The 20,023-nt window shown below is 49.7% G+C and carries 20 protein-coding genes; 10 read left to right on the forward strand and 10 right to left on the reverse strand.

From position 1 onward, the window contains the following. The first annotated feature begins 80 nt into the window (after positions 1-80). From GSO_RS06865 to GSO_RS06885, 5 genes are all read left to right on the forward strand, one after another. A complete protein-coding gene (locus tag GSO_RS06865) occupies positions 81-1,352 on the forward strand; it encodes an MFS transporter (RefSeq protein ID WP_010490468.1) in 1,272 nt (423 codons plus the stop codon). 234 nt (positions 1,353-1,586) lie between these two features. After that, entirely contained in the window at positions 1,587-2,564 is a 978-nt protein-coding gene (locus GSO_RS06870; protein ID WP_010490470.1) for a mannose/fructose/sorbose PTS transporter subunit IIA, read from the forward strand. A 25-nt stretch (positions 2,565-2,589) separates the two neighbouring features. After that, complete coding sequence (locus tag GSO_RS06875; RefSeq protein ID WP_025013158.1) at positions 2,590-3,408, forward strand: PTS mannose/fructose/sorbose transporter subunit IIC; 819 nt, start codon at positions 2,590-2,592, stop codon at positions 3,406-3,408. Positions 3,409-3,425: 17 nt separating this feature from the next. Beyond that, positions 3,426-4,337, forward strand: coding sequence for a PTS system mannose/fructose/sorbose family transporter subunit IID (locus tag GSO_RS06880; RefSeq protein ID WP_010490474.1), 912 nt, complete (start codon positions 3,426-3,428; stop codon positions 4,335-4,337). A gap of 421 nt (positions 4,338-4,758) precedes the next feature. Next, the gene (locus GSO_RS06885; protein ID WP_010490477.1) at positions 4,759-5,124 is read left to right on the forward strand and encodes a DUF956 family protein; all 366 of its coding nucleotides are present in this window, start codon (positions 4,759-4,761) and stop codon (positions 5,122-5,124) included. A gap of 129 nt (positions 5,125-5,253) precedes the next feature. Here GSO_RS06885 and GSO_RS06890 read toward each other — a convergent pair whose 3' ends face one another. The 6 genes from GSO_RS06890 to GSO_RS06915 all read right to left on the reverse strand — a co-directional run bounded on the left by GSO_RS06890 (position 5,254) and on the right by GSO_RS06915 (position 11,405). Beyond that, positions 5,254-6,183 carry an aldo/keto reductase gene (locus GSO_RS06890; RefSeq protein ID WP_010490478.1) on the reverse strand — a complete coding sequence of 310 codons (930 nt, stop codon included), beginning with the start codon at positions 6,181-6,183 and terminating at the stop codon, positions 5,254-5,256. 196 nt (positions 6,184-6,379) lie between these two features. Next, positions 6,380-7,570 (reverse strand): MFS transporter, encoded by a 1,191-nt coding sequence (locus GSO_RS06895; protein WP_010490480.1) that lies wholly within the window; start codon positions 7,568-7,570, stop codon positions 6,380-6,382. Between the two features lie 115 nt (positions 7,571-7,685). Beyond that, a complete protein-coding gene (locus GSO_RS06900; RefSeq protein WP_010490482.1) occupies positions 7,686-9,107 on the reverse strand; it encodes an MFS transporter in 1,422 nt (473 codons plus the stop codon). 331 nt (positions 9,108-9,438) lie between these two features. Next, positions 9,439-10,062: a hydrolase gene (locus tag GSO_RS06905; protein ID WP_010490484.1), complete on the reverse strand. Its 624-nt coding sequence runs from the start codon at positions 10,060-10,062 to the stop codon at positions 9,439-9,441. Positions 10,063-10,452: 390 nt separating this feature from the next. Beyond that, complete coding sequence (locus GSO_RS06910; RefSeq protein ID WP_010490487.1) at positions 10,453-10,941, reverse strand: kinase; 489 nt, start codon at positions 10,939-10,941, stop codon at positions 10,453-10,455. Continuing rightward, entirely contained in the window at positions 10,941-11,405 is a 465-nt protein-coding gene (locus tag GSO_RS06915; RefSeq protein ID WP_010490490.1) for an NUDIX hydrolase, read from the reverse strand. The genes GSO_RS06910 and GSO_RS06915 overlap by 1 nt, the downstream gene beginning before the upstream one ends. 262 nt (positions 11,406-11,667) lie before the next feature. Here GSO_RS06915 and GSO_RS06920 point away from each other — a divergent pair, with 262 nt between their 5' ends. Beyond that, complete coding sequence (locus GSO_RS06920; protein ID WP_010490492.1) at positions 11,668-12,219, forward strand: GNAT family N-acetyltransferase; 552 nt, start codon at positions 11,668-11,670, stop codon at positions 12,217-12,219. 177 nt (positions 12,220-12,396) lie between these two features. On the opposite strand, the gene GSO_RS06925 is transcribed toward GSO_RS06920, so the two are convergent. Further along, positions 12,397-12,729: a PTS lactose/cellobiose transporter subunit IIA gene (locus GSO_RS06925; protein ID WP_010490494.1), complete on the reverse strand. Its 333-nt coding sequence runs from the start codon at positions 12,727-12,729 to the stop codon at positions 12,397-12,399. Beyond that, the gene (locus tag GSO_RS06930; protein ID WP_010490496.1) at positions 12,726-13,055 is read right to left on the reverse strand and encodes a PTS sugar transporter subunit IIB; all 330 of its coding nucleotides are present in this window, start codon (positions 13,053-13,055) and stop codon (positions 12,726-12,728) included. Before GSO_RS06930 ends, GSO_RS06925 begins: the two co-directional genes overlap by 4 nt. Positions 13,056-13,168: 113 nt before the next feature. Here GSO_RS06930 and GSO_RS06935 point away from each other — a divergent pair, with 113 nt between their 5' ends. The 4 genes from GSO_RS06935 to GSO_RS06950 all read left to right on the forward strand — a co-directional run bounded on the left by GSO_RS06935 (position 13,169) and on the right by GSO_RS06950 (position 16,992). After that, positions 13,169-13,879, forward strand: coding sequence for a GntR family transcriptional regulator (locus GSO_RS06935; RefSeq protein WP_010490498.1), 711 nt, complete (start codon positions 13,169-13,171; stop codon positions 13,877-13,879). A 166-nt stretch (positions 13,880-14,045) separates the two neighbouring features. Next, entirely contained in the window at positions 14,046-15,407 is a 1,362-nt protein-coding gene (locus GSO_RS06940) for a PTS sugar transporter subunit IIC (RefSeq protein ID WP_010490499.1), read from the forward strand. Between the two features lie 41 nt (positions 15,408-15,448). Then, positions 15,449-15,868, forward strand: a complete 420-nt coding sequence (locus tag GSO_RS06945; RefSeq protein WP_029345546.1) for a DUF3284 domain-containing protein — start codon at positions 15,449-15,451, stop codon at positions 15,866-15,868. 17 nt (positions 15,869-15,885) lie between these two features. Beyond that, the gene (locus GSO_RS06950) at positions 15,886-16,992 is read left to right on the forward strand and encodes a DUF871 domain-containing protein (protein WP_010490503.1); all 1,107 of its coding nucleotides are present in this window, start codon (positions 15,886-15,888) and stop codon (positions 16,990-16,992) included. Positions 16,993-17,396: 404 nt separating this feature from the next. Here GSO_RS06950 and argH read toward each other — a convergent pair whose 3' ends face one another. Together argH and GSO_RS06960 are read right to left on the reverse strand one after the other, a co-directional pair. Next, positions 17,397-18,800, reverse strand: a complete 1,404-nt coding sequence (gene argH / locus GSO_RS06955) for an argininosuccinate lyase (protein ID WP_010490505.1) — start codon at positions 18,798-18,800, stop codon at positions 17,397-17,399. Continuing rightward, complete coding sequence (locus GSO_RS06960; RefSeq protein ID WP_010490507.1) at positions 18,793-20,013, reverse strand: argininosuccinate synthase; 1,221 nt, start codon at positions 20,011-20,013, stop codon at positions 18,793-18,795. Before GSO_RS06960 ends, argH begins: the two co-directional genes overlap by 8 nt. Positions 20,014-20,023: the final 10 nt, after the last annotated feature.

Genomic DNA, 20,023 nt, shown 5'->3' on the forward strand with positions numbered 1-20,023 from the left:
TGAGTGTATCCTGCTTACACTCAAAGTACAAACCAAGTACGAATCGAAAATGACATGCTTGGCTGCAGGGAGGTAGCAACATGCATGAATATTTCAATAATCGGGGTTATCGCGCCATTTTAAATGCAAGTTTGTTAAGCGGTATTGGCGACAGTCTGTATAACATCGTTTTTATCATTTACGCGGCCACGATGCCGTTTAAAAGTCTGGCCGTCACATTGGCAGCGATGGCCACCAGCTTGCCAACAATGCTGTCACTGGTGACTGGCAATCTGGCCGATCGAACCCAGGCCAAAACCAGCCATATGGTGGCCACGCGCGTCGGTCAAACGTTGCTTTTCCTAGGGTTGGCAGGGATGATTTTGCTGCCTGCCAGCTTGCCATTATTTTTGCTGTTGCTTGGCATCAATATACTTTCTGACACCCTGGGACAATATGGGAATGGTCTGGTGCTGCCACTGTTGCATCGGCTGATTCCCGCTAGAGAACTGAACACGGCGATCGGTTTTCAAAGCGCGACCGGGACGACGGTTCAAATGGTTTTTCAGGCGGTCGGTGCAAGCCTGATTGTGTTACTTAACCACAATTATGCGCTGTTTGGCGGGATTAATGCTGTTACGTTTTTACTCGCAGCTTGGGTTATAACCCGGGAAAAGAGTCGCTTAAAACAGGCCGAGCCACCAGTTGTTGCGCATACGCATCAGCCGATTCTCAAAAATATTGGCAATGTGCTCAAATTTCTTGCAACCAACCGTTTTCTTTTAGCAGTCATCATTTTCGCAATGTTTGTCAATACACTGGGCTCATCGGTGGATGGCTTAATGTCGGTATCCCTGGTCCAGCAACCTGGCATGTGGCTGCGTGATTTTGGTACGACAGTTGCGTTGTTGAACATCGTCTTCTCGGTAGGGCTGATTTTAGGCGCACTGTTTGCGCAGGATGGCCTGCAGCGGCTCAGTACGTTCAAACTGCTGAGTCTTTTGACAGCGGCGATGATTGGGCTTAGTTTTAGTTTCTTTCTTTTCCGTTCGCTTGCTGCCGTCATGGGATTCAGCTTTGTGACATCCTATCTCATGGGAAAAATCAACCCGCGGGTGTCGACGGTGATGATGCGGCTCGTTCCTGAACAGCAGATGGGGACAACGGCAGGAGTCGTTAACCTAGTGGCACTTTTAGGTATGCCGGTCGGTCAAGTGGTTTTCTTCACATTGGCAAATGTCGTGAGCGCTGCGGCAAGCTGGATGCTCATGGCGGCGCTGTCAGCCGTGTTATTATTAGTGCTCTTATTGGTAGGAACGCGCATTGCCGATCCAGTCTTTACCGATTCCGAAGGCCAGTCAGAAAAGGCCTAGTCAGGCTTTGAATTAATTGGTATCGACCAATATACCAATTTTGATAGATACCAATTAGAAGTGCGTACTGAATGTATGCGCTTCTTTTTTTAAATTTCATTTTAAGTGAAAATGCTTGCATAGCGGCGCGGAGGAAGTCATACTAACTTATTGGGAAGCCTTGTATTTTTGATTATTTTTGTTTTTTGCAGATATTATTTTCGAGGCAACCACAAATTTTTAGGAGGCGTAATAATGGTCGGAATCATTCTTGCTAGTCATGGCCAATTCGCTGCTGGCATCAAGCAATCCGGTCAAATGATCTTCGGTGAGCAAGAAAAAGTCGAAGCTGTGACCTTCATGCCCGATGAAGGCCCGGATGACTTGCACAAGCACCTCGAAGATGCGATCGCTAAGTTCGACCCAGACGATGAAGTTTTGTTTTTGATCGATTTGTGGGGCGGATCACCATTTAACCAAGCGAACACGATTTATGAGGAACACAAGGATAAATGGGCGATCGTGACCGGACTGAATTTGCCGATGCTGATTGAGGCTTATGGCTCGCGGCTGTCAATGGATTCTGCACAAGACATTGCCGCACATTTACTTGAAGCCGGACGTGACGGTATCAAGATTAAGCCAGAATCACTGGATAAGGTGAAGAAGCCAGCTGCTCAAGCTGCCGCACCAAGTACAGCCAATGCTGGCCAACCGGGATCATTCCAGTATGTTCTGGCCCGGGTTGATTCACGTTTGTTACATGGTCAGGTTGCAACCACTTGGACTAAGACCACGAACCCGACGCGGATTATTGTTGTCTCTGACACAGTGGCAAAAGACGAGCTGCGGAAGAACCTAATTAAGGAAGCGGCACCATCTGGCGTCAAGGCACATGTTGTTCCGATTGATCAGATGATTAAGTTGGCCAAAGATGATAAGCATTTTGGCGGTCAACGCGCATTGCTATTATTTGAAACCCCTGAAGACGCATTACGTGCCATTCAGGGCGGTGTTCCGATTAAGGAGCTTAATATCGGGTCAATGTCACATTCAGTCGGTAAGGTTCAGCCTAATAAAGTGCTGGCCTTTGATCAGAAGGATATCGACACCTTCCACGAACTGGCCAAAGATGGCGTCAAATTCGACGTTCGTAAAGTGCCATCCGATCATCCGGATGATATGAACGCGATTTTGAAGAAAGCTCAAGACGAACTGAATGCGCAGAAGTAATTTTTGAAATGGAGGAAGAAGACTTATGACTTTGAATTTTATTCAAATCATTCTGGTCCTCATCGTGTCATTCCTTGCTGGTATGGAAGGTATTTTGGATGAATTCCACTTCCATCAGCCAGTTATTGCGTGCACGTTGATCGGACTTGTGACCGGCGACTTGACCCCTTGCTTGATGCTTGGCGGGCAGTTGCAGATGATCGCCTTAGGCTGGGCCAACATTGGCGCGGCCGTCGCACCCGATGCTGCATTGGCATCAGTTGCATCAGCTATTATTCTTGTTCTTGGCGGTCAGGGCACTAAAGGCATTAGCTCAGCGATCGCGATTGCGGTTCCACTGGCCGTTGCCGGTTTGTTGCTGACCACTTTGGTTCGTACCTTGGCAACCGCGATTGTTCATATCATGGACCGCGCTGCTGAAGAAGGTAGTTTCCGTAAAATTGATTTCTGGCAATGGGTTGCGATCTGCATGCAGGGCTTGCGGATTGCCATCCCAGCCGGCTTGATCCTTGCCGTTGGTGCCGGCCCAGTGCGGGCATTGCTTGAACAAATGCCTGATTGGCTCACCAAAGGTCTTGGCATTGGCGGGGGCATGGTTGTTGCCGTTGGGTATGCCATGGTTATTAACATGATGGCGACCCGCGAAGTATGGCCATTCTTTGCTATTGGTTTTGTTCTGGCGACTGTCAAAGAAATTACCTTAATCGGCCTTGGTGCTATTGGTATTTCCTTAGCACTGATTTACTTGGCACTGTCCAAGCAAGGCGGCGGTTCAGGTAATGGCGGCAGCTCAAATAATAGTGGTGCCGGTGATCCTGTCGGCGACATTATTGACAATTATTGAGAAGGAGGTTGACAAACATGGCTGAAGAAGTTCATATCACAAAAAGCGACCGAATTAAGGTTTGGTGGCGGTCAACCTTCCTTCAAGGTTCTTGGAACTACGAACGTATGCAGAACGGTGGCTGGGCTTACACCTTAATTCCTGCGCTGAAACGTTTGTATCACACCAAAGAAGACCGCGCAGCTGCTTTAAAACGGCATCTGGAATTCTTTAACACTCACCCATATCTGGCATCACCGATTCTGGGTGTTACGATGGCACTGGAAGAAGAACGTGCCAATGGCGCCCCGATTGATGACAAAGCCATTCAGGGTGTCAAAGTCGGGATGATGGGTCCGCTGGCTGGTGTCGGCGATCCAGTGTTCTGGTTCACGGTTAAGCCAATTATCGGTGCGTTAGCCGCATCGCTGGCGATGGCCGGCAACTTAATGGGGCCAATCCTTTACTTCGTACTTTGGAATGCGATCCGTATGGCGTTCCTATGGTACACTCAGGAATTTGGTTACAAAGCCGGGAGCAAGATTACCGAAGACCTTTCCGGTGGCTTGCTACAGGAAGTTACAAAGGGTGCCACAATCCTAGGTATGTTCATTCTGGGATCACTGGTCAATCGATGGGTTTCCGTCAAGTTCACGCCAGTTGTTTCGGATGTTCCGAACCAGAAGGGTGCCTACATTGACTGGAGTTCATTGCCAAGTGGTAAAGCTGGCATCCAAAAGGCTTTGGAATTGCAATCTCAAGGACTGTCACTAACAAAGAATAAAGTGACAACGTTACAAGATAACTTGGATCAGTTGATTCCAGGCTTAATGGGCTTACTGCTCACCTTGTTCTGCATGTGGTTACTGAAGAAGAAGGTTTCTCCAATCGTCATTATCCTTGGCCTGTTCGTCGTCGGGGTTGTCTTCCACGTCATCGGTTTGATGTAAGACAAATTACCAAAATCGAACAAAACGCCCAAAAGCTCAGACACAAAGTCTGGGCTTTTGATTTATAATGGAAGAGCGTGAGCGTGGCCGGTTAGAAACCGGAGCATAAGTGGCCTTGGTCGTGATGGTCGGTCTTTGGTCATTACGACCAAGGTCCTTATGTGCAGGTTTCTGGCCACGCGAACGCGTTTATGGAAGAGCGTGAGCTGGCGCGGTTAGAAGTCGGAGTGTAAGTGGCCTTAGGCGTGATGGCCCGAACTTGGCCATTGCGCCAGAGGTCCTTACACGCAGACTTCTGCGCCAGCGAACGCGTTTGCGGCGTTTCGGGCAACCCGCGTAAGATTTAGGCTTCAGCCTCTTATACAGAGCGCTTAACCACACTCCCACAGCACACAAGATCAGTCTAAAAGGATGGCAAAAAATGGTTCAATCAATCAACACCAAATCAGAATTAGTGATGGAAGGCACTGCCTTTATGGGGATGCCGGTCTACGGCAAGATCATGATCGGCGATAAAGGCTTCGAATTTTTCAACGAAAAAAATGTGCATGACTTTTATCAAATTCCGTGGGATGAAGTTAACTGGGTCATTGCGTCTGTCATCTTCAGGGGCAAATGGATTCCGCGTTTTGCCATTAAAACCAAGAAGAACGGGACGTATACGTTTGCGGCAAAAGATGCCAAGAAAGTCTTGCGCGCCATTCGTGAGCACATTCCTGCCGATCGGATTGTCAAGTCACTGACTTTCTGGCAAGTCGTGAAACGGGCGTTTACCCGCAAAAAATAAATTGCGTTTTCTATCAGAAGACATAAAGAAAAGGCAGCCTGCCATTCCGGAGCAACGGAAATGGTAAGCTGCCTTTTTGCATGCTTAATATTTGTAGCGCGACATCGACATCAGTCTTGACCGCTAACGTTACTTAGGGCGAAATTCTTTAAACAGTTCATTGATAGAACCATATTCCGGATCGCGCAGTTGAACTTTCAAAGCGTCGGCGTTGCTGGCAGCCTGTTCCGGCAGGCGCGCGCCAGGGATGACCACGGCAATATCCGGATTCTTCATATACCAGGCAAGCATGATCTGAGCAATGGTTGCCTGATGTGCGTCCGCGATGCCGTCAACCTCGCGTAAGGCGGCCAGAATCGTCTTGAACTGGGAAGCGGAAAAGCGGCCGCTGAACTTTTCGGCGTCATCCGGACCATACTTGCCAGTTAATAAGCCAGAGGCAAGCGGGAAGTACGGAACGAAACTGATGTGTTGTTCCCGGAGGTAAGGGAAGAGCTTCGTTTCAGCGTCACGGTGCACGAGGCTATAATTATCTTCCACAACATCCACCTGCTGGTCTTGATTCGCTTCTTTGATTTGATCGAGTGAGAAATTAGACACCCCAATAGCGCGAACTTTTCCGGCTTTGCGGGCATTGGCGACAGCATTGACAGCTTCGGCCTTATCGGTTTTTTCGTCAGGGAAGTGAATATAGAAAATATCGAGGTAGTCGGTTTTGAGCCGCAACAAGGCGTCATCAATTGCTTGGGTCAAAAACTGGGGGTCGTTGTTGGGCTTTAGATCCTGGTGCGGGTCTTGGGCTGCCTTGGTTGCTAAGATGATTTTGGCGCGGTCATAGCCGTGAATCGCCTGACCAATTAAGGTTTCAGATTGGCCAAGGCCATACATATAAGCAGTATCAAGCATGTCGATGCCGTGATCCAACGCTGTTTTCACAACTGCCAGTCCGTCTTCGTCATGTAAGTTGGGGAAAAGATTATGCCCGCCAACCTTATTAGTGCCCAACCCGAGCTTGCCGGTAACGACATTGCTTTTTCCGATCGTTGTTGTAAGTGCCATTTGTCAATCTCCTTGTCTTGAGTGAGCGTGAGCCACCGCGGTTAGAAGTCGGAGTGTAAGTGGCCTTGGGCGTGATGGTCGGTCTTTGACCATTGCGACCAAGGTCCTTACACGTAGACTTCTGCGGTGGTGAACGCGTTATGGTGTGAGCCTAACATAATGCCAGTTTAGAAAAAGTAAGCTTAATGTGCAAACGCTATTTTCGATCTGATGCACTGAAAATGCTGGGCGTGGCGTTGATAATCAGCCCAACCGCAAACATGATCAGGGTTAAGATCACGGTGACCCACAAAAGCAGATTCCACGATCCGGTGAGCGTCTGGATAAAGCCGTAAAGCATTGGACCCACTGCCGCGAATAAGTATCCCAAGCTTTGGGCGAAGCCGGATAGACTGGCAGTTTCGTATGCATCGGCCGTTTTCTTTTGGAAGAAGACGATGCAGATGGCAAATGCTGCCCCGGACGCAACGCCCATCAGCAGGGAGAAAACCACGTTTAAGCCGAAGTTGGCACCGGGAATAAGAATGCCTAAGGCGCCTAGTGCAAACCCCAGCATGATGCCCCAGACGCTGTAGGCAAGGCCATGGCGGCGTTCAGCAATAAACGGAATGGATAATGTCGCCGGCATGCCGCTTAACTGGAAAATCGTAGCCAAGTTGCCCGCGGTTAGTTGTGAGAAGCCAGCAGCCTGCCATAGACTCGGCAACCAGGTCAGGAGGGAGTAATAGAGAAAACTCTGTAGGCCAAAAAATAAAGCAATCCACCAAGCCAACAGTGAATGAGAGACAGCCACATTCTTGCGGGCACTGCCTTGCCAGGTTTTGACCGGTGGCAAGGTGCGCAACGCCAATGCCCAGATCACGAGGCCGGCCACGCCGACGAGTGAAAAAGCCGCCATGGTCAGCTTCATATGAAATTGCTGGTTTAAGAGGCCAGCCAAGCCGGTCCCCAGCGAAGCGACCAGTCCCATGGTCACGGTATACAAGCTGGTTTTAGCGCCGATTGACTGCGGAAACTGATCTTTGATAATTGCCGGTAATAAGACATTCCCACCAGAGATCCCAAAGCCGATCAGCAACGTGCCAACGATTAAAGCGATTAAACTGGGAATAATCCGTAACAAACTGCCGAGTAACAAGATCACGAGCGCAACAAGCAAACTCCACTCGTTACCGCGGCGATTCCCCATTTTGGCGATAACAGGCGATGCCAAGGCAAACATCAGCAGCGGAATCGTCGTTAATAAACCGGCCATAGAAGCCGGTAACCCCAGCGTATGCTCAATCGTCGGCAGCAGCGGCGGAATCATGGTAATCGGCAAGCGCAAATTAGCCCCCACCAAAAGAATGCCCCATGTAAGCAAGGTGGTCGAATGATGCTTCTCCATGTGTCAAGTTCCTCCTCGAAAAGTGCTTAGCAATCTAATGCTAGCACTTTTCCGAAAGAGCGTGAACTGGCGCGGTTAGAAACCGAAGAGAAAAGTATTGTAAGAACCTCAACCATCAATTCTTCTCATGTACTTGCCAAGGCTTAATCGTCAACGCAATCGCAATGGCACCTAACAATGCCAGTCCTGCAGCAACCAACATGGCGATCTGAAGGCCAGTGATAAAGTATTCCGGATGGTTCGTCGGATAAGTGGTGACCCGACTACCGGCCAGCTGGCTCATCGTTCCAAACAAAACCGTTGTCGCCACCGCGGTACCGCTGACCATGCCAAGGTTACGGGCCAGTGCGTTGAAACTGCCGGCGATGCCCAGCTGATCTTTTGGCACCACTGACATGACCACGTCGCCGATGGGGGACTGGAACAGCCCACTGCCGATACCGATCAAAAGGGTGCTGATAATATAAACCATAAGCGGTGCATCCAATTTTAAAAATGCGCCGACAATGCTGCCGGCCGCAATAAGCAGGCTGCCCAGCAACGCAACGGCCGGCACCTGCCACTTGTCAGCCAACCAGCCGCCGAATGGTGCAAAGAAGACCATCATCAATGGATAGAGTGACAGCAAGGTGCCAGCAGCGCCTGGCGTTAAACCGCGCGCATCTTCGAGGTAGAAGGGCATTAAAACGGTGCTGAAAAACTGAACCATGAAAATGAAGAAGACGGTCAGGACCCCTAAAGTGAAAATGCGGACTCGAAAAATACTCATTGGCAACAACGGCGTCTTCTGATGATTTTCAAAGATCAGGAATGCTGCCAGACTGATGATGGCCAAAGCAAAGGTAGCGAGCACCACTGGGTCGCCGAAGCCGCTTTGTTGAGCCAAATTCAGGCCCCAGAAACCGCTGGCGATGGCCGTGGCCTGCAGCAGCATTCCCCACTTATCATACGTGCCGGGTTGCGGTTCCCCGTTATCCATTGACCACAGCGAGATACCCAGTGCGACAACGCCGATCGGCACATTGATCAGAAAAATCATCGGCCAACTAAAATGCGCCAAAATGAGACCGCCGAGACTAGGACCGGCCACTCCGCCAAGCGCCACAAACGTGCTGACAACGCCCATAGCACGGCCGCGTTCGGCTAGTGCAAACGTCGATGTCACAATCCCGTAAGTGTTTGCCAAGGTCATCGCACCACCGATGGCCTGAACCATGCGACCCACCATCAGAAAATTGAAACCAAGATTAATACCCGCCATCAATGACCCGACCACGAAGGTACCGGTGCCCCATTTGAAAATTCGGCGTTTGCCAATCCGGTCGCCAAGTTTGCCAAACGGCAGCAGTAGGGCACTTAATACGATCAGATACAGTGAGACCGTCCACTCCATGCGGCTCGCTGAAACGTCAAGGTTCTTCGCCATAATCGGAATCGCAATATTGACGATCGAGCCATCAAGATTTGTCATAAAAGCGAAAAAGCCTAATGCTATCAGTAACCACCAACGCTTGGATCCAGTTGCAAAACGCTGCATATAAATTCCCCCAAAACGCGTTCTCTGGCGCAGAAGTCTGCACATAAGAACCTCAGACCTAAATGGCCAAAAGACCAAGCGCCGAAGTTCTCCGATGCTAAAACGCGCTCACAGTCGCAGAAATCTACGTGTAAGGACCTCACGCCTAAATGGCCAAAGACCAGCCATTTAGGCGTGAGGCCACTTACACTCCGATTTCTAAGCGCTCCTGTTCGCGCTCTTGAAAATCATAGGGGCAATGGCTAAGCACGCCATTGCCCCTAAGGACATTAATATTCGATTTTAAAAGGTATCAACTGCTGTCGGCGTTAACCGCATCGTTTAAAAAGGATTAAGCACCTAAGTTGATGAAATCGCCGTTTTCGAGCAAAATTTTAACGAAATCCGGCACAGTATCGGTCCGGTTCCAGTCGCGTTGCCACTCGCACGCTAACTGTGCATTGGTAATCAACTGCGCGCCAGCTTGCTCAACCCGGCGCAGCGCTGTTTCGTGGGCAATCTTTGAAGTGCCGCCAACGGCATCGACAACCGGATAAACCTGGAAGCCTTCCGCTAACGCATCAAGCGTCGGGAAGGTGAGACAGGCTTCAGTCCATAATGCGGCCATAACGAGCTTTTTCCGTCCGGTAGCTTTGACTGCTTCAACAAAATCCTGATCCTGCCAAGCATTAATCGAAGTTCGGTCAATGCTTGGTTGGTCGCCGAGAACTTTTTTCAAATCAGGAATCGTGTCCTTATTCCGACCACTTTTGACATTAACCGTTGAAAGCACGATCGGGACTTGATAAATTTTAGCCAATTTAGCGGTCATCACCACGTTCTGAATAAGCGCATGATGATTCATGGAGCCGATAGATTCGACCTGCGTTGGTTGATAGTCAATCAAAATCAACGCTGAATTTTCTGGTGTCAGTAGCTGATCTGTGACAGGATCACGCCGTGGATAACTTGTCATTTAAAATCACTCCTAATCTTAGTGAATGACGAATCTGAAAGTATCTCTACCAGATCATTCTAGTCCCATCTTGATGAAATCTGTAATATTTTGCCCAGAGCGTGAACTGGCGCGGTTAGAAGTCGGAGTGTAAGTGGCCTCAGGCGTGATGGCCTGGGCTTGGCCATTGCGCCTGAGGTCCTTACACGCAGACTTCTGCGCCAGTGAACGCGTTTTGGAAGAGCGTGAGCGTGGCCGGTTAGAAACCGGAGCATAAGTGGCCTTGGGCGTGATGGCCGGTCTTTGGCCATTGCGACCAAGGTCCTTATGTGCAGGTTTCTGGCCACGCGAACGCGTTTATGGAACAGCGTGGCCAGTTAGAAACAGGAGTGTAAGTGGCTTGAAACGCTTTCAACTATTAATGTCAGCCAAAATATGCCCAACCACATCATCCTGTGACCAACTCGCAGGAATCGTCTGTTCACCTGGAACACCCAACAAGTCATGGGGCTGGAACCAGCGACGCATGCTAGCGGCACCAAACTCGTTAGCTTTAGCGCGACCGGCATGACGATGAAGGGTTTCTTCAAATGACAGATCATAATAGTAGATGAAACTACGATCAGCTGCGGCAATTAATCCTTGTAACATCTGCCCGTAACGCGTCGCATTCAGAATGCCTTCAACGATGACCACTTTTTCATGCTGCAGGCCGAAGCGAGCGATGAGTTCAATTAAGGCAATATTCGGGCTGTTAGGCTTATCTTTTTCCGCTAACATGTCGCGGCGGGTGACATCTTGGGAGATCAAAAGTGTGTCAGTGAGGTGTTCACGCAAGACTTTAGCAGTGGTTGTTTTGCCACTACCGGAATTGCCGCGAAGAATGATGAGTTGATGCATCAGTCAAAATACCCGCTTTCTCCGGCGATGAAATGGGCGAGGGCCTCACGATGTTGCTGGTTAAACAAACGCGGAGCAGCTGCAGGATCGAAGAACTTCAGAGCCTCGGTTTCATCGTTATTGCCATTTAGTTCGCCGCCTAATTGTTTCACGAGAAACACTGGGCACAGCCACTGCGCAACATCGCCATTTGGATAGGTGAGGGTCAAATTGCCATTGACGCCGAGCAAGGAGACAACCGCGACCGTTAAGTTGGTTTCTTCTTTGAACTCGCGAACCATTGTCTGCGCTGGCGTTTCCCCATATTCAATCGTGCCGCTGATGAGCCCCCATTCACCGGTAAAATCACTCCGTTGCTGAAGCAAAACGCGGCCAGCGTCGTCAGTTAAAATGCCGATCGTGCCAGCCATAATCAGCGGCATATGCCCGACTTTTGCACGAACCTGCTTAATATAGTCTGCCAAAAAAATTCCTCCCCGAAAAATGAGTACTACCGTTTTAGATACGACAAAAGGCATGCTATGATTTAGGGTAACATAGTTGTCACTTAGATTATTTCCTGGGTAATAATTGTGGTATGTTTTAGACAAACATAAAATGCAAGCAGGAGCGTTTAGAAATTGGTGAATCAGTGGCCAGTAACCGCGTTTAGCAAACATAATGCGGCCTTTTACTTAAAGCTCCGCAAATCCCGTAACCAAATCAAGAAAGAGAGCGTGCCCGAACATGACAGTAACGTTAAAACATTTTCAAACTGAAGATCTCGAGACATTGTGGAAAGTTGCCTTTTCCGACCCTAATGCGGAATGGCACAAGTGGAATGGGCCTTACTTTAATGACGACATTCCTACGCTGAAACAAATGCAGGAGGATCAAGCTAATCAGACCGGCTATCAATGGGTTGCCAATCCTTTTGTTAACGGCATTTGGGAGGATGGCATCTTAATCGGCGATGTCTCCGCGCATTATGAAGACGGGGATTTGCAACGGTGGCTGGACTTGGGCATCGTGATTTACGATGAGAGCTACTGGGGTAAGGGCATTGGTAAGCAGGCGCTGGATCAGTGGATAGATCGGATTTTTGGCCTGATTGACTTGCCGCATCTAGGCATCACGACTTGGTCCGGGAACGAGCGGATGATCGGTCTGGCAAAAGCGGTGGGGATGAAGCAAGAAGCCCGCGTGCGCCAAGTTCGATATTATCAGGATCGCTACTGGGATTCCATTAAATACGGCATCTTACGTGAGGAATGGCAAGCGCTGCGACAACAGCAATAAGTTAAAGACCAGCAAAAGAGGCGGCTTAGTCAAGTCGCTTTTTTGCTGGCCTTTTTAGGATTTGAATGCGTCTGCAGAGCAGTGGGGGGAAACAAAGAAAGCTTCACTGAAGCATAAGGAGCCGCATTTTTACCACAAATAAGCCTTTGCCGGTTCACGTGACTGGCAAGGGTTTATTTATTTGGCTTCTTGGGCACTTAATCGCTTATAAAGTGCCACCATTTCGCCAGCTAGGTCGCGAAAGGTGATGGCGTTCATCAAATGATCCTGACTATGCACCATCAATAACGTGACCTTGGCGTGATCGCCTTGTGCTTCTGCCGTTAGCATGCCGCTTTGGACATTGTGGGCTTGGGTTAAGAACTGATCGGCTTCTTTAAGTTTCTCATCAGCCAGTTTGAAATCGCCATCCTTAGCTGCGTGAATGGCTTCAAAAGCTGAACTTTTTGCATTCCCGCCATTGATAATCAAACCCATGACGGTTTCGAGGCTCTGGTCTTCTTCGCTCATGAGGCTGCTCCTTTGCCGTCATCAATCGCCTTTAACGAGGCTTTCAATACTTTTTCGCCGTTCATTAAGCCATAGTCCTGCATATTAATGACGCTGACGGGGATGTCTAAATCTTTCTTGAACTGACCTTCAAGGTAGCGAACTTGTGGGCCGAGCATTAAAACATCTGGCTTTTCTGCCGCAAGTTTGTTGTCGGCATCGGAAGCCGAAGTGGCAAAAATGTTAACGGTGATGCCGTCTTTTTCGGCGGCTTTTTGCATGCGGGCAACCAGCATACTTGTTGACATACCGGCAGCGCAGACCAACATAATTTTTTTCTCTGTCATTTTTCTGACTCCTTTTTTAAAAAGTGTAACCGTTTTCTGTTTCTTGTGCTATTATAATTCGTAGGTACAAATTTTACAAGCGTTTTCAGGATTTGAAATTGGGGAGGTTGTCGATGTATCACGATATTGCAGAGCAACTGATTCAAGATATTCTGGCAGGACAGTATCCGGTCAAGCTGCCAACCGAGCAGGTGTTGATGGATCGCTATCAAGCCAGCCGCAACACGATTCGTAAAGCATTGGATGTGGTGTTTGCCCACGGACTGGTGCGCCGGGTTCAGGGCAGCGGCTATTACGTCATTGATCATTCGGCGCAGTCGGACGCGGTGCTTAATATGTCAATCGGTTTTGATCAGACAGCCATGGTAAAAGGTGGCCCGCTGACATCTAAAGTCGTCAAGTTTGCGTTGATCCCCGCAACGGCTGCGTTGGCTCAGCGTGGTAATGTCACCCGCGGCGATCCGGTTTACCAAGTCGTGCGACTACGGTACTTAAAGAAGCAGCTGTATGACTTGGAAGAATCGTACTTCCCGCAAGCAATTGTGCCGCATCTTTCGGCCGAAATTGCACGCGGCTCAATCTTCGCATACTTGCGGAACACGTATCACATGGTCGGCAGTACGACTGAGAACTACATTCAAACATTGCCACTGCCAGCCGACTATGCTGACTTGATGGAGTTGCCGGTAGAAACCAATCATCTTTGTCTCGATGGGATTAACTATTTGGCAAGCGGTAAAGTTTTCAACTTTTCACGAACTTATTTTGTTTATCAGGGTCTGACGCTGTATTACCACACGACGAATATCGATTTGGAGCGATAGGGCCGGGCTGGCTCACGCTCACCATAACGCGTTCACCAGCCCAGAAACCTGCGTGTAAGGACCTTGGTCGCAATGGCCTAAGCCCGGGCCATCACGCCCAAGGCCACTTACACTCCGGTTTCTAACCGGGCTGGCTCACGCTCAAAAAATTTGAGGGGTGTAAATAATGAATAAGCTTATCAATTGGCTCAATAAACATGTTGTCCCAATCGCGGCGCGGATCGGGTCGATTCGCTGGCTGGTCGCCTTGCGTGATGCGTTTATTGCTATCATGCCGGCGATGATGGCCGGAGCGATTTCGACTGTGTTGAATGCGTTGATTCGGGATATTCCAACGCAATTCGGCTGGACCGGATTCGTCAATTCGATGCAGTGGCTGATCGGGATTAACGCGGTTGTCTGGACGGGAACGTTGGCCATTCTCGGATTGATTTTCTCGTTTACGTTCGGTTATCAACTGGCGGTTCAATATAAGGTCGAGCCGGTGACGGCAGGGATCGTAACGCTGGGTACGTTCATTATGAGCCTGCCGCAAAACTTTACCCTGACCTTGAAAGCCGGTCTGGCAAAAGGGGCTGTCAAAACGCTGACCGATGCCGGCGCTGTTGTTTCCGGTAAAGACGTCAGCATGTGGGGCTTCTTTAACTTTGGTAAATTCTTTGGTGCGTACGGGTTCTTCACCGTCATGCTGATGGGTGCCGTTGCTGCGACGATTTATATCTGGTTGATGAAAAAGCACATCACGATTAAAATGCCGGATTCGGTTCCACCAGCTGTTGCCAATGCTTTCACCGGTATTGTACCGGCCGCAGTCGCGCTTTACGGCGTAGGTATCATCAATTATCTTTTCACCCAGTTTGGGACCACGGTGATCGAATTTATTGCCAAAGTCTTGCAGGAACCACTTTTGGGCTTGAGCCAAGGCTATGGCGCCGTGTTACTGATGACGATTTTGGTTCAGGTTTTCTGGTTCTTCGGGATTCACGGGACCAATGTGTTGGGGCCGGTGCTTGATAGTATCTGGTTGACGGCTCAAATTGCCAACATCAACGCATTCTCAAAAGGGCAAGATCTACCGTATTTATGGACACGTAACTCCTTTGATCTGTATGCTTGGATTGGTGGCGCTGGTTCGACATTGCTGCTGTTAATCGCCATCCTGATGTTCTCAAAACGTGACGATCAGCGGGCAGTGGCTAAGTTGTCCATTGCGCCGGGCTTCTTCAACGTTAACGAGCCAGTCATGTTCGGGATGCCAATCGTGCTTGATCCGATTTACTTCATTCCGTTCATTTTGGCGCCGGTCGTGATGGTCTCAATCGCTTATGGTGCTGTTGTCAATGGGCTCGTCTCACCAATTAAAGCGCAAATTGTTTGGTCCTTGCCGCCATTTCTAAATGCTTTAGTGGCAACCATGGACTGGCGGTCAGTAGTCTTGCAGCTGGTTAACATGGTGGTCGGCTTCTTAATCTACGTGCCATTTGTCAAGGCCGCCAACCGCATCAAACCCGCGCAAATTGATGATTGATTTAACAAACACGTCATGGTGCTCAGAGAGGTGATTTCTAATTGGAGATTCAAATGATGTTCAAAGTGCCGACAGCGTTTATGTACGGCCAACTGATTCGGTCTGTGCAGGCCGACATCAAGACGCATACCGGCCGGGAAGTGTTGCCGGGCAGTCTGGATGGCTTCACGTATCAGAAAAAATGGGCCAATGGCATGACTGGGAAGTTGACGATCACGCATGCCATCGCCAATGAGCGTTACGCGTATGAGCTTGACACCAATCGCGATCATTATCAGGTGGATTATCAATTACGCGATCTCGGTGATCACAAGACGATGCTGCATTATACTGAAACAATTGAAGGTAAAACCGCTAAAGGCAAAGCTAATAATCGCACAGCCGGGTTTTTATTGAATTGGCAACGTAAGCATCGCTTTAAAAAGATGTCGCGCCAAATGGCTGCACAATATTTTAGCTAAGAAGGGATTTTTGTGAAATGAAACGATTAGGTATCTCGCTTTATCCGGATCAAAGCAGTTTCGAGGCGAACAAAGCCTATCTCGATCTGGCCCATCATTATGGTTATAGCCGTATATTCACCTCGCTTTTGCAGCTTTTGGGCGAAGACGGGGAGGATCTGTTGGTAAAGTTTAGCCAAACGATTGATTATGCTAACCAGCTTGGGTTTAAAACGATTGTGGATATCAATCCGGCGTTGTTCAAGGAACTGAAGATCAGTTATGATGATCTAAGCTTTTTCAAGGATCTCCATGTTTGGGGACTGCGACTGGATGAAGGTTTTACCGGGGCAGAAGAGGCGCGGATGACGCATAATCCCTATGGCTTAAAAATCGAACTGAATATGAGCCGGGGGACCAATTATCTTGCTAGCATCATGGCCTATGATCCCAATCGCGATAACCTAATCGGCTGCCATAACTTTTATCCGCAAGCCTTTACGGGATTGAGTGAGGCGATTTTCGCCGAATACTCTGCGCAATATCGGCATTACGGGCTGCATACGGCGGCGTTTGTGTCGTCGGCTAACGGAAAAATCGGGCCGTGGCCGATTCATGACGGGCTGCCGACGATGGAAAGTGATCGGCATCGGGATATTGCCAGTCAAACCAGCCATTTGGTGCTGACGGGTCAAATTGACGATGTGATCATCGGCAACGCCTTTGCCAGTGAGGCGGAACTCAAAGCAGTTGCGGCAACCTTTTTGGCGCCGTATCCTGTGCTGCATACCGATATGCTGGCTAGCATGACGCCGACTGAGGAAAAAATTGCCTTTGCCGCGCCGCATCTTTATCGCGGGGACGCTTCGGCCTATCTGCTGCGGGATACCCAGCCGCGCATCACGTACAGTACGGCAGATATCCCCGCTCATGACAACGGCCAAACATTCGACCGCGGGGATATCCTGGTGGTGAATTCGGCTTATGGCCGGTACAAAGGCGAGTTGCAAATCGTTTTGACCCCATTCAAGGATGACGGCCAGCGGAATCGGATCGGCCGCATCTGTGCGGATGACCTTGGCTTTTTGGATCTGGTTAAACCTTGGTCGACTTTTGTGTTGGAAAAACGTGAATTGAGTGATTGAAGTAAAAACGTTTAGTTATAACTTACAGCAATACTATAAAAATAAGGATGAGACATAATCCACAACCATAAGAAAATGGCGAACATCAATTCCAATAGTGGGATTTTTGCTCGCCATTTGTTTCGTCATGGACAATTCGTCAGAAGTCTTAAGATTTTAGTGCCAAAGCGGAGCAATCGTAGGCGGGGACGGGCTCAGTGGTGAGATTGTACTAGCCGGGCGGTCTTCCCGGCGTAGTACAAGGCCGAGCTTTGAGACTCTGCCGGTTTTGCAGAGGCTCAAAGTCGTGCCCACCACGTTCCAGCCCAGTCCCCGCCGGAGATTGCGGAGTTTGGCGCGGCAGAGAGTTAATTGCCTGAGCCCGCTGTATCGTGCTTATTTAAAAATAAAAGTCATGTGACAACTCATTGCGCCGATTGCTCCTCCTCATGTGCCGCAATGATTTTTTCATCCCGGGCCACCTCTTTCAAGACGTTGCTGACGGCAGTGCCGCCTAGTGACGTGCGGCGATTGACGGCGGCTTTGGAGGTGAGTTCGGCGTAGACGTCGTTTTCGATTTGCGGCGCGGCCTGCTGGAGTTCGCTTAGTGGCATTTCCTGCAGGGCGGTACCGGATTTGATGCCTTTTAGCACGAGTTCACCGACGATGGCGTGTGCCTGGCGGAAAGGAACGCCTTTTGTGGCCAGATAGTCGGCGAGTTCGGTTGCGTTGCTGAAGTCATGCGTGGTGGCTTGAGCCATGCGCTTTTCGTGCACGGTGAGATCGCTGAGCATGCCGGTGAAAATATGCAGCGAACCGAGAATGGTGTTGTAGGTGTCAAAAATCGGCTCCTTGTCTTCCTGCATGTCCTTGTTATAGGCCAGCGGGATCGCCTTCATGGTGGTGAGCAGTCCCATTAGAGCACCGTACACCCGCCCGGTTTTGCCACGAATGAGTTCGGCGAAGTCCGGGTTTTTCTTTTGGGGCATAATCGAACTGCCGGTGGAAAAATCATCGCCGAGTTCGATGTAGTTGAACTCAAATGTGGACCACAAGATCAGCTCTTCGGCCATCCGACTTAAATGCTGCATCAAAATAGCACTGTTGCTGAGGAATTCAAGCGCGAAGTCCCGGTCGGATACGGCATCCAGACTGTTGTGGTACAGCTGATCAAAACCAAGTTCCTTGGCGACCAACGTGCGATTAATCGGGAAGGTGGTGCCAGCCAGTGCGGCCGCACCTAATGGCAAGATGTCGGTGTGCTTTTGGGTAAAGTCAAAACGTTCCCAGTCACGCTGGAACATTTCGAAATACGCCAACAAATAATGGCCATAGGTGATCGGCTGAGCGTGCTGCATGTGAGTGTAGCCGGGCATGATTGTGGCGGCGTGGACTTTGGCTTGGCCGACCAAAACCGTTTGTAAATTGGTCAAGGCTTCTTTGATTTCCGGCAGGCGATGCTTGAGCCAGAGGTGCAAATCGGTGGCAACCTGGTCATTGCGTGAACGGGCTGTGTGCAGCTTGCCGGCAACCGGACCAATTTCGGCAGTGAGCAACGCCTCCATGTTGAGGTGAATATCTTCATTTTCCACGGTAAAATGCAACTTCCCGGCGGCCAGTTCTTTTTGCAGATGGTGCAGGCCGGCAGTAATCTTGTCAGCATCACTTTGTGGGATGATGCCGGTTTTCCCTAACATTTTGACGTGGGCCAAGGAACCTTCCAGATCTTCTTTGGCCATTTGTTGGTCAAAACCGATGGAGGCGCCGAAAGCATCGACCCAGTGCGCGGCTGTTTCGGTGAAACGCCCGCCCCATAGCTTATCAGTCATGTTGCTTTTCCTCGGAGTGAACGTGGTTGACCTGCTCGAAAACGGTGGTCGGCAAGGTCCAGAGTTTTATGAAGCCGGCTGCTGCTTCCTGATCGAAGGAGTCGGCGCTGGTGTAGGTGGCCAGATCTTCGTCGTAGAGTGAGTTGTGCGCGGACTTGCGGGCGACAGCGACGGCATTGCCTTTGTACAGTTTCATTTTAACTGTCCCGTTGACAACCGCTTGCGTCTGATCGATGAAGGCCATTAAGGCGTCGAACAAAGGTGAAATCCACTGGGCTTCGTAAATCATGTTCGTGAGCTTGTTTTCGATCGTCGGCTTGAAGTGTTGCACGTCGCGTTCGAGCGTTAGATTTTCTAGGTCGTGGTGGGCAGCCATGATGACGGCAGCGGCCGGGGCTTCGTAAACTTCGCGGGACTTGATGCCCACAAGCCGGTTTTCGATTTTGTCAATCCGTCCGATGCCGTTTGCGCCGGCAATTTGATTGAGCTTTTTGATCATAGCGGCTAGCGGCATGTGCTCGTCATTTAAGGCAACCGGCACACCTTGTTCGAAGGTCAGATCAAGAAAAGTCGGTTCGTCAGGGGCTTCTTCTGGAGCGACGGTCATGCCCCAAGCATCGTCAGGCGCCTGATTCCAGGGATTCTCGAGAATACCGGCTTCATTGGCGCGACCCCAGAGATTGGCATCAATGGAATACGGGGATGCTTTGCCGATCGGTACCGGAACGTTGTGCTCTTTGGCGTAGTCAATTTCCTCTTCACGTGACCAGTGAAAATCGCGAATCGGGGCTTCGATTTTCATGTCGGGATCCAAGGCGTGAATCGCCGCTTCAAACCGAACCTGATCATTGCCTTTGCCGGTTGAACCGTGGGCAATCGCGGTGGCGTTTTGCTGGTGGGCAATTTTGACTAGATGTTCGATGATCAAAGGACGGGATAACGCTGAGACAAGGGGATAGTCGCCTTCATATAATGCATTAGCCTTGATGACCGGTGCGACATAGTGATCAGCAAATTCGTCTTGCGCATCGACAACGATTGAATCAATCGCCCCGACTTTAAGCGCCTTTTGTTGGATCGCATCAAAGTCGGCATCGGGCTGGCCAACGTTTAAAACCACGGCGATGACCTCGTATCCTTTATCCATCAACCAAGGAATCGCAACAGATGTGTCAAGACCGCCTGAGTAAGCTAATACAATTTTTTCTGTCATGTGTGATTAT

This window comes from Lacticaseibacillus zeae DSM 20178 = KCTC 3804 (genome assembly GCF_000260435.1).
GTDB classification, from domain to species: Bacteria; Bacillota; Bacilli; order Lactobacillales; family Lactobacillaceae; genus Lacticaseibacillus; species Lacticaseibacillus zeae.

What these genes read in the sequence shown, in the direction of transcription:
- GSO_RS06935 (WP_010490498.1), top strand. Translation starts at nt 13,169, where the DNA reads ATGTATCACGATATTGCAGAGCAACTGATTCAAGATATTCTGGCAGGA.
- GSO_RS06870 (WP_010490470.1), top strand. Translation starts at nt 1,587, where the DNA reads ATGGTCGGAATCATTCTTGCTAGTCATGGCCAATTCGCTGCTGGCATC.
- GSO_RS06865 (WP_010490468.1), top strand. Translation starts at nt 81, where the DNA reads ATGCATGAATATTTCAATAATCGGGGTTATCGCGCCATTTTAAATGCA.
- GSO_RS06920 (WP_010490492.1), top strand. Translation starts at nt 11,668, where the DNA reads ATGACAGTAACGTTAAAACATTTTCAAACTGAAGATCTCGAGACATTG.
- GSO_RS06910 (WP_010490487.1), bottom strand. Translation starts at nt 10,941, where the DNA reads ATGCATCAACTCATCATTCTTCGCGGCAATTCCGGTAGTGGCAAAACA.
- GSO_RS06895 (WP_010490480.1), bottom strand. Translation starts at nt 7,570, where the DNA reads ATGGAGAAGCATCATTCGACCACCTTGCTTACATGGGGCATTCTTTTG.
- GSO_RS06950 (WP_010490503.1), top strand. Translation starts at nt 15,886, where the DNA reads ATGAAACGATTAGGTATCTCGCTTTATCCGGATCAAAGCAGTTTCGAG.
- GSO_RS06960 (WP_010490507.1), bottom strand. Translation starts at nt 20,013, where the DNA reads ATGACAGAAAAAATTGTATTAGCTTACTCAGGCGGTCTTGACACATCT.
- GSO_RS06905 (WP_010490484.1), bottom strand. Translation starts at nt 10,062, where the DNA reads ATGACAAGTTATCCACGGCGTGATCCTGTCACAGATCAGCTACTGACA.
- GSO_RS06885 (WP_010490477.1), top strand. Translation starts at nt 4,759, where the DNA reads ATGGTTCAATCAATCAACACCAAATCAGAATTAGTGATGGAAGGCACT.
- argH (WP_010490505.1), bottom strand. Translation starts at nt 18,800, where the DNA reads ATGACTGATAAGCTATGGGGCGGGCGTTTCACCGAAACAGCCGCGCAC.
- GSO_RS06930 (WP_010490496.1), bottom strand. Translation starts at nt 13,055, where the DNA reads ATGACAGAGAAAAAAATTATGTTGGTCTGCGCTGCCGGTATGTCAACA.
- GSO_RS06875 (WP_025013158.1), top strand. Translation starts at nt 2,590, where the DNA reads ATGACTTTGAATTTTATTCAAATCATTCTGGTCCTCATCGTGTCATTC.
- GSO_RS06880 (WP_010490474.1), top strand. Translation starts at nt 3,426, where the DNA reads ATGGCTGAAGAAGTTCATATCACAAAAAGCGACCGAATTAAGGTTTGG.
- GSO_RS06940 (WP_010490499.1), top strand. Translation starts at nt 14,046, where the DNA reads ATGAATAAGCTTATCAATTGGCTCAATAAACATGTTGTCCCAATCGCG.
- GSO_RS06925 (WP_010490494.1), bottom strand. Translation starts at nt 12,729, where the DNA reads ATGAGCGAAGAAGACCAGAGCCTCGAAACCGTCATGGGTTTGATTATC.
- GSO_RS06900 (WP_010490482.1), bottom strand. Translation starts at nt 9,107, where the DNA reads ATGCAGCGTTTTGCAACTGGATCCAAGCGTTGGTGGTTACTGATAGCA.
- GSO_RS06890 (WP_010490478.1), bottom strand. Translation starts at nt 6,183, where the DNA reads ATGGCACTTACAACAACGATCGGAAAAAGCAATGTCGTTACCGGCAAG.